Source organism: Lentzea indica, from assembly GCF_012184385.1.
In the GTDB taxonomy this organism is placed as follows: Bacteria; Actinomycetota; Actinomycetes; order Mycobacteriales; family Pseudonocardiaceae; genus Lentzea; species Lentzea indica.
Window position 1 is genome coordinate 15,547 of the sequence record NZ_VSRL01000115.1, and the last position, 11,708, is coordinate 27,254.

General features: G+C 68.2%; 12 protein-coding genes, 1 pseudogene and 1 riboswitch. Of the genes and pseudogenes, 7 read left to right on the plus strand and 6 right to left on the minus strand.

Features of this window, described 5'->3' with window-relative positions:
- The first annotated feature begins 33 nt into the window (after nucleotides 1-33).
- A complete protein-coding gene (locus tag FXN61_RS27570; RefSeq protein ID WP_167976942.1) occupies nucleotides 34-582 on the plus strand; it encodes a LysE/ArgO family amino acid transporter in 549 nt (182 codons plus the stop codon).
- Here FXN61_RS27570 and FXN61_RS27575 read toward each other — a convergent pair.
- Nucleotides 548-715, minus strand: a complete 168-nt coding sequence (locus FXN61_RS27575; RefSeq protein ID WP_167976932.1) for a hypothetical protein — start codon at nucleotides 713-715, stop codon at nucleotides 548-550. The genes FXN61_RS27570 and FXN61_RS27575 overlap by 35 nt on opposite strands.
- Nucleotides 716-779: 64 nt before the next feature.
- A riboswitch (cobalamin riboswitch) is annotated at nucleotides 780-990 on the plus strand.
- Between the two features lie 70 nt (nucleotides 991-1,060).
- Here FXN61_RS27575 and FXN61_RS27580 point away from each other — a divergent pair.
- The gene (locus tag FXN61_RS27580; protein ID WP_167976933.1) at nucleotides 1,061-3,472 is read left to right on the plus strand and encodes a ribonucleoside-diphosphate reductase subunit alpha; all 2,412 of its coding nucleotides are present in this window, start codon (nucleotides 1,061-1,063) and stop codon (nucleotides 3,470-3,472) included.
- Nucleotides 3,472-4,518 carry a ribonucleotide-diphosphate reductase subunit beta gene (locus tag FXN61_RS27585; RefSeq protein ID WP_167976934.1) on the plus strand — a complete coding sequence of 349 codons (1,047 nt, stop codon included), beginning with the start codon at nucleotides 3,472-3,474 and terminating at the stop codon, nucleotides 4,516-4,518. The genes FXN61_RS27580 and FXN61_RS27585 overlap by 1 nt, the downstream gene beginning before the upstream one ends.
- On the opposite strand, the gene idi is transcribed toward FXN61_RS27585, so the two are convergent.
- Entirely contained in the window at nucleotides 4,504-5,091 is a 588-nt protein-coding gene (idi, locus tag FXN61_RS27590; protein WP_167976943.1) for an isopentenyl-diphosphate Delta-isomerase, read from the minus strand. The two genes, FXN61_RS27585 and idi, sit on opposite strands and share 15 nt — an antisense overlap.
- A 112-nt stretch (nucleotides 5,092-5,203) precedes the next feature.
- Here idi and FXN61_RS27595 point away from each other — a divergent pair, with 112 nt between their 5' ends.
- On the plus strand, nucleotides 5,204-5,392 hold the full coding sequence (locus FXN61_RS27595; RefSeq protein WP_167976935.1) for an MbtH family NRPS accessory protein: 189 nt from the start codon (nucleotides 5,204-5,206) through the stop codon (nucleotides 5,390-5,392).
- Here FXN61_RS27595 and FXN61_RS27600 read toward each other — a convergent pair.
- The 3 genes from FXN61_RS27600 to FXN61_RS27610 form a co-directional block, all read right to left on the minus strand.
- Nucleotides 5,389-7,926, minus strand: a complete 2,538-nt coding sequence (locus FXN61_RS27600) for a glycoside hydrolase family 97 N-terminal domain-containing protein (RefSeq protein ID WP_223165626.1) — start codon at nucleotides 7,924-7,926, stop codon at nucleotides 5,389-5,391. The two genes, FXN61_RS27595 and FXN61_RS27600, sit on opposite strands and share 4 nt — an antisense overlap.
- Before the next feature lie 116 nt (nucleotides 7,927-8,042).
- Nucleotides 8,043-9,335 (minus strand): choice-of-anchor I domain-containing protein, encoded by a 1,293-nt coding sequence (locus FXN61_RS27605; RefSeq protein WP_167976936.1) that lies wholly within the window; start codon nucleotides 9,333-9,335, stop codon nucleotides 8,043-8,045.
- Nucleotides 9,336-9,371: 36 nt separating this feature from the next.
- The gene (locus FXN61_RS27610; RefSeq protein ID WP_167976937.1) at nucleotides 9,372-9,866 is read right to left on the minus strand and encodes a GNAT family N-acetyltransferase; all 495 of its coding nucleotides are present in this window, start codon (nucleotides 9,864-9,866) and stop codon (nucleotides 9,372-9,374) included.
- Between the two features lie 101 nt (nucleotides 9,867-9,967).
- Here FXN61_RS27610 and FXN61_RS27615 point away from each other — a divergent pair, with 101 nt between their 5' ends.
- From FXN61_RS27615 to FXN61_RS27625, 3 genes are read left to right on the plus strand one after another with little or no spacing between them, the layout of a single operon-like run.
- A complete protein-coding gene (locus FXN61_RS27615; RefSeq protein WP_167976945.1) occupies nucleotides 9,968-10,459 on the plus strand; it encodes an RNA polymerase sigma factor in 492 nt (163 codons plus the stop codon).
- On the plus strand, nucleotides 10,452-10,610 hold the full coding sequence (locus FXN61_RS27620) for a hypothetical protein (protein ID WP_167976938.1): 159 nt from the start codon (nucleotides 10,452-10,454) through the stop codon (nucleotides 10,608-10,610). The genes FXN61_RS27615 and FXN61_RS27620 overlap by 8 nt, the downstream gene beginning before the upstream one ends.
- Nucleotides 10,610-11,317, plus strand: a complete 708-nt coding sequence (locus FXN61_RS27625; protein WP_167976939.1) for a hypothetical protein — start codon at nucleotides 10,610-10,612, stop codon at nucleotides 11,315-11,317. Before FXN61_RS27620 ends, FXN61_RS27625 begins: the two co-directional genes overlap by 1 nt.
- On the opposite strand, the pseudogene FXN61_RS27630 reads toward FXN61_RS27625, so the two are convergent.
- Nucleotides 11,302-11,708: pseudogene (locus tag FXN61_RS27630) on the minus strand (serine/threonine-protein kinase); the annotation flags it as partial. The gene FXN61_RS27625 and the pseudogene FXN61_RS27630 overlap by 16 nt on opposite strands.

Consider the following 11,708-nt stretch of genomic DNA (forward strand, 5'->3'; position numbering starts at 1 on the left):
CCCGTGACTGACCTGCTGCTCGGCTTCGGCACCATGATGACCCTGATCGTCGCGATCGGCGCGCAGAACGCTTTCGTGCTGCGCCAAGGGCTCCGGCGCCATGCCGTCGCGAAGGTCGTCGCCGTGTGCGCGATCTCGGACGCGATCCTCGTCGCGGTGGGAGTCGCGGGGTTCGGGGCGATCGTCCGCAGGTGGCCGGAGGCGATCACCGTCGCCGCGATCGTCGGCGGGCTTTTCCTGCTGGGATACGGGTTTCTGGCCGCGCGCAGAGCGTTCAACCCGCAGTCGATGCAGGCCGGTGACGGCACCAGCAGCCGGCCAGTCCTGACGGCGCTCGCGCTCACGTGGCTCAACCCGCACGTCTACCTGGACACCCTGCTCCTGCTCGGCTCCATCGCGGCAGGCCGGTGGCTCTTCGGAGTCGGCGCGGTCACCGCGAGCATCACGTGGTTCGTCGCGCTCGGGTTCGGCGCCCGGCTGCTCAGCCCGCTGTTCGCGAAGCCCCGCGCGTGGCGGGTGCTGGACGGCCTGATCGCCGCCGTGATGATCACTCTCGGGGTGACCCTGATCGCCGGGTGGTGATCATCACCAGCACCGCGGACACGGCCAGGACACCGCTCGCCACGGGCGCCGAGGCGCCGACGACAAGGGATGCCGAGGCGAGCCCCGCGCTGACCAGAGCACCGAAGACGACCCGCGGCCGAACATCACCCACGTTGATCACCCTAACCCACGACACGCCCATGTTGGGTGGCGATCCGGACCCCACCACCACATGTAGTATCTGCCGCGCTGGTGGTTCACCGACTCGGTTCAACGGGCCGGTGAGGAAAGAGGGAACCTGGTGAAAGTCCAGGACTGCCCCGCAGCGGTGAGTGGGAACGAAAGCCGTCAACGAAGCACTGGGTCGCGAGACCTGGGAAGCGACGGCCGGTAGGCGCGAGCGATACGCCCACGAGTCCGAAGACCTGCCACTGGTGTGCGCGCAAGCCTGCGCGCACGACACGGTGCCCCGAGGGAGGGCGACTGTGTGCATCAGTGGTGTCTTGCTGGCGCGCGCATGCGTTTCCTCGGGCTGAGCTCGCGAGGAGAGAGCGTGCCCGACCGCCATACATCCTTGGATCGCCTGTCCGGCGTCGTCAACGAAGCGTGTGCCGACCTTCCCACCGCGTCGGCCGAGGCGGTTCTGGCCGAGACCAAGCGCAACCTCTACGACGGCATCACCGACGCCGAGCTCGCGCTCGCGCCGATCATGGCCGCCCGCACGATGGTCGAACACGACCCGGACTACTCCTACGTCAGCGCCCGGCTGCTGCTGGACAAGCTGCGCGCCGAGGCCTGCGGCATCCCGCTGTCGCATGCCGAGATGACCGAGCGCTACCCGTCGTACTTCGCCGATTTCGTCCGCCACGGCATCGAGATCGGCCAGCTGGACCCGCGTCTCGCCGACTACGACCTGACCCGCCTGGGCGCGGCGCTGGACGCTTCGCGTGACCTGAAGTTCCAGTTCCTGGGCATGCAGACGCTGTACGACCGCTACTTCCTGCACCACGACGGCCGCCGCTACGAGCTGCCGCAGGCGTTCTTCATGCGCGTCGCCATGGGCCTCGCGCTCCAGGAAGACGACAGGAACGCCCGCGCGATCGAGTTCTACGAGCTGCTCTCGTCGTTCGACTTCATGTGCTCGACGCCGACGCTGTTCAACTCGGGCACCACGCGCCCGCAGCTGTCGTCCTGCTTCCTGACCACCGTGGACGACGACCTCGCCGGCATCTTCCACGGCATCAGCAACAACGCGCTGCTCAGCAAGTTCGCCGGCGGTCTCGGCAACGACTGGACCCCGGTGCGCGGCATCGGCGCCCACATCAAGGGCACCAACGGCAAGTCGCAGGGCGTCGTGCCGTTCCTGAAAGTCGCCAACGACACGGCCGTCGCGGTCAACCAGGGTGGCCGGCGCAAAGGCGCGGTCTGCGCCTACTTGGAAACCTGGCACATCGACGTCGAGGAGTTTCTCGACCTGCGCAAGAACACCGGTGACGAGCGCCGCCGCACCCACGACATGAACACCGCGAACTGGGTGCCGGACGAGTTCCTGCGCCGGGTCCGCGCGAACGGCCAGTGGACGCTGTTCTCGCCCGACGAGGTGCCGGACCTGCACGACGCGTTCGGTGACGACTTCGCTGCCAAATACCGGGCGTACGAGGAGATGGCCGACAACGGCGAGATCAAGGTCTTCCGCCGGGTGCGGGCCGTCGACCTGTGGCGGCGCATGCTGACCATGCTCTTCGAGACCGGTCACCCGTGGATCACGTTCAAGGACCCGTGCAACCTGCGTTCGCCGCAGCAGCACAGCGGTGTCGTGCACTCCAGCAACCTGTGCACCGAGATCACCCTGAACACCACGATCGACGAGGTCGCGGTCTGCAACCTGGGCTCGGTCAACCTCGCGCAGCACGTCACGGCCGAGGGCATCGACCACGCGCGGCTCGAGAAGACCGTGCGCACCGCGGTGCGCATGCTCGACAACGTGATCGACGTGAACTACTACACGATCCCCGAGGCGCGGAACTCCAACCTCAAGCACCGCCCGGTCGGCCTGGGCCTGATGGGCTTCCAGGACGCGCTGTTCACGCTCGGCACGCCGATGGCGTCGAAGGAGGCCGTCGAGTTCGCTGACCGCTCCATGGAGGAGATCAGCTACTACGCCATCGAGGCGTCCGCCGACCTCGCCGGCGAGCGCGGCGCGTACCGGTCGTTCGACGGATCGCTGTGGAGCCAGGGGATTCTGCCGATCGACTCCATCGGCATCCTCGCGCGCAACCGCGGCGACGACGAGCTCGACGTCGACCGCGAGTCCACGATGGACTGGGACAGGGTGCGAGAGAAGGTCAAGCGCGGCATGCGGAACTCGAACGTCATGGCCATCGCGCCGACCGCGACCATCGCGAACATCACCGGCGTGAACCAGTCGATCGAGCCGCTGTACCGCAATCTGTACGTCAAGTCGAACATGTCCGGCGACTTCACCGTGATCAACCCGGACCTGGTGCGGGCGCTCAAGCAGCGCAAGCTCTGGGACGAGCGGATGATCTCGGACCTGAAGCTGCACGACGGCAGCCTCGGCGCGATCGACAGGGTGCCGCCGTACCTGAAGGCGTTGTACGCCACCGCGTTCGAGGTCGACAGCTCGTGGCTGATCGAGGCGGGCTCTCGCCGGCAGAAGTGGATCGACCAGGCGCAGTCGCTGAACCTGTACCTCGCCCAGCCGAGCGGCCGCAAGCTCGACGAGCTGTACCAGCTGGCGTGGGTGCGTGGCCTGAAGACCACGTACTACCTGCGCACGCAGAGCGCCACGCACGTGGAGAAGTCCACGCTGCAGGGCACCGACGGCAAGCTCAACGCCGTCTCCCCGGTCGCTGTCGCCGACCCGAACTGCTCGATCACCGACCCCGACTGCGAGGCCTGCCAGTAATGAGCACCGAGAACATCATCGACGCTGGCGCCGCCCGTGTGTCCGTCGACGACAAGGCGATGATCAACTGCCGCGCCGACGTCAACCAGCTGCTGCCGCTCAAGTACCACTGGGCGTGGGACAAGTACCTCAACGGCTGCAACAACCACTGGATGCCGACCGAGGTGTCCATGCAGGCCGACATCTCGCTGTGGAAATCCAAGAACGGCCTGACCGAAGAAGAACGCCGCATGATCAAGCGGAACCTCGGCTTCTTCGCCACGAGCGAGTCGTTGGTGGCCAACAACATCGTGCTCGCGGTGTACCGGCACCTGACCAACCCCGAGTGCCGGCAGTACCTGCTGCGCCAGGCCTTCGAGGAGGCCGTGCACACGCACACGTTCCAGTACATCTGCGAGTCGCTCGGCCTGGACGAGGGCGAGCTGTTCAACATGTACCGGGAGATCCCGTCCATCACGGACAAGGCCGCGTGGGCGCTGCAGTTCACCCAGCACCTGGAGGACCCGGAGTTCAGGACCGGCACGCCTGACAACGACCAGGCGTTCCTCAAGGACCTGGTCGCGTTCTACGTGGTCTTCGAGGGCATGTGGTTCTACACCGGGTTCGCGCAGATCCTGTCGCTCGGCCGCCGCAACAAGATGGTCGGCATCGCCGAGCAGTACCAGTACATCCTGCGCGACGAGTCGATCCACCTGAACTTCGGCATCGACGCGATCAACCAGATCAAGATCGAGAACCCGCACCTGTGGAACGACGTGTTCCAGAAGGAGGTGCGCACCATGCTCGCGGAGGGCTGCGAGCTGGAGATCGCGTACGGCAGGGACACGATGCCGAGCGGGATCCTGGGCCTCAACTCCGAGCTGTGCGAGCAGTACATGCGGTTCATCACGAACCGCCGCTGCGCACAGCTCGGCCTGGAGCCGGTGTGGGAGCAGGTGGAGAACCCGTTCCCGTGGATGTCCGAGATGATGGACCTCAAGAAGGAGAAGAACTTCTTCGAGACCCGCGTCATCGAGTACCAGAACGGTGGCTCACTGGAGTGGTGAGCCCAGCCTGACGGCGCTGGGCAGCCCGGACCGGTCCGCGACAGGCCACTGGAGCGGATCGGGCCCCAGCTTCACCAGTTCGGCGACCTGGAGCCTGGCCCACGGCGAGATCTCGCGCGTGCCGTCCAGAACGCCGGAGGCGAACTCGGACCACGCCACCCGTTCGGTGGAGTCGACCTCGTCCGGGTTCGGCGTGGGCTCGTCGTCGGAGAGCACCCGGAACACCGGGCACATCTCGTTCTCGACGACGCCACCCATCTCGGCGCGGTAGCGGAAGCGCGGCAGCAGCAGCTCCGGTTCGGAGCACTTCATGCCGAGCTCGTCCTGCAGACGCCGCAGCACGGCCTGAGCCATGTCCTCGTCAGGAAGCGGGTGACCGCAGCAGGTGTTCGTCCACACGCCGGGGAACGTCTTCTTGTGCAGCGCCCGGCGGGTGAGCACGATCCGCCCTGCCGAGTCGAAGACGTAGCTGGAAAACGCCAGGTGAAGCGGTGTGTCCGCGTGGTGCACGACCGCCTTGTCCTCGACGCCGATGGCCGAACCGTCCTCTGCCAGGAGGACCACCTGTTCCACAGTCACGGCACCACGTAATCACACGTGCGCCGGGATCGGGAACCTGGGCTGGGAGAGTGAGCTTGAGCGCAGAGATAGCCGGACCATAGGTGGTTCACGTCACCCTGAGGTCATGACCACCCCGTTCGTTCAGGCTCACACCATGTTCCTGGTGCTGGTCAGCCCAACGGGCCAGTACTCGATCTGGCCGGCGGTGCTGCAGGTGCCAGCCGGGTGGCAGGTCGTCCACGGAGTCGCCTGCCGCCAGTCCTGCGAGGACTTCGCTGCGGCGCTCCGCGTCGACCTGCCCACCGCCGCCTAGCAGCTCAGCCGCGCGTCACCCCACACCGCGTTGTCGAGACTGGTGCCATCGCCGCCATCAGTCACCCTCAACGTCAACGACCTCACTCCACCGACGTCCACGCTGATCGGCAGCGCCGGGTCGACGGACCTGCGCAGCGGGCTCTCGTGGAGCACTCGCCCGTCACCGACCACCACGAACGTCACCGAACCGCCGGCACCCGCCGCGCGGTCCACCCTGCCGTCGACCTCGTCGTCCACGCCGACCGTCGCCTCGAACCGCGAACAGGTCCCCAGCTCGACGGTCCTGTCCGCGGGTGTCGTGCCGATGCCCTTGCCGAACCGCACACCGCCGGTCGTCAACGTCCTGCCCTCGACGGACCTGTCGTTGCCCGCGACGTAGAACTGACCGGCGGGCAACGGCTTCCACACATGGGTGCGCGTCGCCTTCTCCGCCTCGACGCTGGAGCCGAACCGGTGGTACGGCGTGAACGTCGCGACGGCGGGCACGTCGGTCAGCCCCACCACCGGGTTCGCGCCGACCTTCACGGTCCACCTGCCGGCCAGGGACTCTCCCGGCGCGACCCGGAACGCGCGAACCGCACCGGACGCGCTCCAGCCGGACGGCACACGCGGCGCGAACGTCACGTCGTACAGCGGCTGGTTCGAGGTGTTGGTGAACGTGCCGCTCATCTCGAACGACTGCCCCGGCTGCACCGACACCTGCTCCGGCGTGGCACTCACGGTCGTGGACGGGATGCCGTACGTGGGCCGCGCGCAGGTGTCGCGATCCGGGCGGCAGACCAGGGCGGCGAAACCGCCGTCCTTCGCCACCGGGATGGTCAGTTTCTCCGAGGTGACGTGGGTTTCCTTGACCAGACCGGCAGGGCCGTCGCGCACGACCTCGACCAGCCAGCGACCCTTGCCGAGCGCGGGCAGGTCGAGCGTGCGGGCCTCCCCCGCGATCGCACCGCCGACGAACCAGCGGTCATCGCTGCGGCGCGCCATCACGACGCTTTCGGTGGGGCGGCCGGACAGCAGGCGCGTCTCGTCCCACGCGGCCGGCGTCTGCTCGAGGAACCAGCGCGCGAGCGGGCGGGCATCGTAGGAGTCCGGCCGTCCGGCGAGGTTCTGGATGCCCGACTCGTACAGCACGGACAGCGCGAGCTCACCGCCGTCTGTGTTGGCACGGGCGCGGTGGAAGCCGCCCGGCGTGTAGTCCATGCCGCCCACCACGTTGCGGGTGAACGGCAACGCGGTGATGTGACCGGTGGTGAGGCCGCTGGACTTCTCCGCCCCGTGCACCGCCTCGGTCGTCATGACGTGCGGCCAGGTGCGGTGGATGCCGTGCGGCAGCGTGGCGCCGTGGAAGTTGATCAGGAAGTGCATGCGGGCCGTCTCGGGCAGGATCTCGTCGTACCAGCGGTAGCGCTCCTGGCCGTCGGAGTCCATGAAGTCGATCTTCAGCCCCTGCACGCCCCAGCGTTGCAGCCACGGCAGGTAGTCCGCGCGTTTCTCCGCGGTGTCGACGCTGCTGAACCGCACCCACGTGTGGATGCCGACGTTGCGCGCCTTCGCGTACCGCACGAGCTCCGGGACGAAGCTGGTCCGCCGCCAGTTCGGGTCGTCGTACCACCCGGCGTCGACCACGACGTACGGCCAGCCGCGCGCGGCCGCGTAGTCGACGAACTCCTTCTGCCTGGCCAGGTCCTGCTGGACCGAACGGCCACCGGCGAGCCAGGTCCAGACGGCCGGGCCGGGCTTGATCCACGACGTGTCACGCACGCGGGACGCCGGCGCGAGGTCGTCCACCAGGGTCGACTCGACGACCGTGGCGAGCGAGCCCACGATCACGGTGCGCCACGGCGTCTTCAGCGCGCCGGACACCGCGACCTTCTCGTCCCACAGCTTGACCTGGTACCGGCCACCACCGGCGTGCACCAGGCGGCCACCGGAGTAACGTCCGTCCACATCGGACTCGGTGATCAGCGCGTACGTGCCGCCGACGTCGAACAGCGCGGGGTGCATGTACTCGGCCTGCTCGGCGCTTCCGGCCATCAGCTGCAGGAAAGGGTTCTCGTAGTCGCGCCGGAACTTCGCGAGCCACGCGGTCGCGTCCGAGGGAAGGACGAACGCCGAGGCCTCGCCCGTGACCGCACCGGTGTCCTGCGGCAGCTCGTACCGGTACGCGACACCGTCCGCGGATTCACGCACCACGAGGTTGAGCCTGTTGGAGCCGGACGTGAACCGGTACGTCGTCTCGGTGGCCCGCACGTACCGGTCGCGCTTCTTGCCGGACGCCGTGCGGTAGTGCTCGAAGATCGCCCGGCGCGACTTGCCGGACGGGGTCAGCCCGAGTGACAGGTCGGCGCGCTCGGTCGTGATCCCGACCGGCGACGGCTGCACGACCGTCTTGCCGTTGTGCGTCACCGCCAGGGTGACCGCTCCGCCAGAGGTGCTGACGACCGCCTGCGGGCCGCGTTCACCGGCCTGCGCGGGTGGCACGACCACCAGTCCCGCGACCAAGGCAGCCACGGCCAGCGTTCTCACCGCCACGGACACTCCCCTCGTGATCCGGGGCGGCGGTCACCGGAAGACATCCAATGACTCGGACGCTATGCCGGGCATTTCGTCCGAGTCAAGGGATGTAACAACCGTGACAACTCCGATGTCTACAACAGGGTGATGGAACCGTGCGCCGCAGCGCCACCGTGCTCGTCGTTGCCTGCGTACGAGGCCGTGAAGCCCTGCAGCAGCGTTGACAGACCGACCAGCAGCGACACGTTCGCGTCGCAGGTGGCCTTGCCGGACGAGTTGGTCGTGGCGGTGCAGAGCGGGTTGCCCTTCACCGTGCGGAACACGATCTTCTCGCCGGCGATCGGCGCCCCGGTGTGCTTCTCGGTCAGCGTCGCGTCGAGCGAGCGGACCGTGAAGCCGAGGAGCCGCAGCTGCAGCTGGGCGCTGCCCGCGACGAGCTTCGACGCGGCGGGCGGCACGAAGTTGATCGCGATGCCCACCGGGCGCTCGCCGACCGCGATGGAGCCGGTGACCGTGCTGGACGCCGTGTCGATGACCGACACCGTGTTGCTGTTGAAGTTCGTGACGTAGGCGCTGGCACCGTCCGGCGTGAGGGCCACGCTGATCGGGCGGTCGCCGACCACGATCTTCTGCAGTTCCGCCATCGCCGTCAGGTCCACAACGGACACCGAGTCGAACTCGCTGTTCGTCACGTACGCGCGGGTTCCGTTGGGCGACAACGCGATGCCGTGCGGCACGAAGCCGACCTTCGCGGTGCCGACGACGGTGCGCGTGGCGACGTCGATGGCGGAGATGTCGTCGGAGCCCTTGTTGACCACGTACACGCGCGTGCCGTCCGCGGAGGCCGCGACCGCGGTGGGCGTGCTGCCCACGTTGATCGTGGCGACGACCGCGTTGGCCGTGGTGTCGATGACCGAGACCTTGCTGGGGCCCACGACGTCGTGCGTGACGTAGACGGACTTGCCGTCCTTCGTGACGACCACGCCGTCCGGGTTCTGGCCGACCGTGACGGTCGCGGTGACCGTCAGCGTGGCGGTGTCGACCACGGAGACCGTGCCGTCCGCGTAGTTGGTGACGTAGACGAAGCCGCCACCAGGGGCGACCGCGACGCCCGCCGGGTGGCTCCCGACGGGGATGGACTTGTCGACCGTGTTGGTCGGTGTGTCGATAACGGTCAGCGTGTTGTGCACGGAGTTCGTCACGTAGCCGCGAGTTCCGTCGAACGCGACCGCCGCCATGTACGGCGAGCTGCCGCCACTGTCGGCGATCGTCTCGGACACCGCGTTCGTGGCCGTGTCGATCACCGACACTCCGCCGCCGTTGTTGGCGACGTAACCTAGGACTCGGCCGGCCGGTGCCGCCGAGGCCGGGGTCACCACCAGTGCCGAGGTGACGGCGACAGCCATCACCAGTGGACGCAACCGCATGTTCAATGCCTCCTGGCGAGCGTCATCCCGACCTTCTCAGGACATCGCGACCGGATGAGCGGACGTTAGCCTTTTCAGACTCTTCTCGAACCAGTGATCGGCGTATTCGGCGTTGTTGTAGCGGTCGATCTCGGCGAAACCGTGCTTGGCGTACAGGCTTCGCGCCTCGACGAGATCGTTGCGCGTGTCGAGCCGCAGCACCGTGACACCGTGCTTGAGAGCCTCGGCCTCCATCGCCACGAGCAACGCCGAGGCGGCGCCCTGCCCGCGGAACGGCGCGCGCACGAACATCCGGGTCAGCTCGCCGGCCCCGTCGCCGAGGAACCGCATGCCCAGGCACCCCACGTCCTCGCCGTCGCGCGACACCACGAGGAACACCGGCACGTCGTGGTCCTGCTCGTCGCGTTCGTAGGCGTCGATCTCGGCATCGTTGGTGGGCCGTCCCCAGTAGCGGCTGATCATTTCCGCGTTGTACTCGCGGTTGAGCTGCGAACGCGCGGCGTCAGCGACCCTCACGGTCCAGTTCGTCATGCGAACATCATCATCAGCCCGTCCACTCCAATTGGGAATCCAACGCAGTGTGACCCAGGTCACTGCAACACTGGTGCCGCGAGAAGCCAACTGGGGGCGTGATGTTCGCGGAGCTGTTCGACGAGCACGCCCATCCGCTGCACCGATATCTGGCGCGGCGGGTCGGTGTCGACGTGGCTGACGACCTGGTCAGCGAGACGTTTCTGGCCGCCATGCGCGGCAAGGAGACCTACGACCCGGAGAGGGGCAGCATCGTCGGCTGGCTCTACGGCATCGCCACGAACCTGTTGCGCGGCCACGCCAAGCGCGAGACCCGCCTGCTGCGGACCGCCGAACGCTACGGCGTCGACCTCGGTGTCGCCGAGTCGCTGGAGCACACGGTGGTCACCCGCATCGACGCACGCTCGCACCTGCGGCGCATCGCCGGTGCGCTGGCCAAGATGTCCGACGCCGACCGCGACCTGCTGCTGCTCGTGTCGCTCGCCGGGCTGAGCGTGCAGGAGGCGGCGGAAGCCCTGGAGATGAACGCCGGCACCGCGAGGTCCCGCCTGCACCGCCTGCGCGCCAAGCTGAAGGAAGTGGAACATGCGTGACGTGCTGGACGACGACCTCGCCGAGCTGTACCCGATGCGGCCCGCCGACGACGTGCGGCTGGCCGCCTGCGCGAGCAGCTCCTCGCCGAGAAGCCGAAGCGCCGGTCGCGCAACTGGGTCGGCATCGCCGCGGCCGCCACGGCGGTCGTGATGATCACCGGTCTCGTGGTCCTCCTGCGGCCCGCGCAGCGCGACGCGCCCGCCACGATGCCGACGGCCCCCGCCACCTCGCTGACCGAGGCGGCGACCCTGCTGGAGGTGGCCGAGAAGCCGGCGGCCAAGTACCGGCACATCAGGTACCTGGGGTGGCAGACGTTCGCCATCAACGACAACGGCCGGACCGGCGTCACGGCCATCGAGTTCGAGATCACCGTGTGGCTGCCCACCGCGCCGGGCGAGATGGTCGTGATCTATCGCAACTTCACCGGCAGGCGACGCGCGGTCTCCGGCTTCCAGCCACCACCGGAGGAGGCCCGTCCGGACAGCTTCCGGGGCCCGCTGCTGTGGGGCTCGTTCTGCGCGGCCACCCCGTGCAAGGAAGACAGCCTGTCGCTGCCGTTGCGCACGGATCCCGAGCAGAAGCTGGAGGACGCCTCGTCGGCGATGCTCTCGCCGTTCACCACGAACGAGGAGAAGGCCGCGCTCTACCGCAAGCTCGCCGAGTCGCCCGAGATCCGCTGGGACAACGGGAAGGTGTCGGCAGGCGGCGGCCGGACCCAGTTCACGATCGACCCCGTGACGGGGCAGGTGACCGGCTTCGAGGAACGCAAACCCTCGCAGGAGAACCACATGCCGGAGGGCATGGTGACGATGACGGCCACCATCACCTACGAGTGGACGGATCAGCGGCCGTCGTAGGACCGCGGCAGGTACCAGGCCAGGGCGGCGCGCAGCTCGGCGACATCGCGCTCGCGCCGCCGCCTGGTCCGCTCGTGGGCGATCGGGAACACCCGCACACCGCCGTGATGCGCGCCGAAGAAGCGGCGCGGGGCCGGGTCCTTCAGCCAGACGACGACCCACGGCCGTTTCTTGTGCGGCACCACGCGCACCCGTGCCAGCTCGTACCACCAGTACTGGTGGAACTTGCCGTTGCGGGTCGTCGCGATGCCCTCACGGCTGATCTCGACGACGACCTTGCGGCGGGCGGCGGCGCCGAAGTACCGCACCGCGCGCACGACCAGCACGCAGAACGCGGCCAGCGCCAGCAGCTGCGTGGCGCCGTTGGCCTGCGCGGCCGGGTCGGCGATCG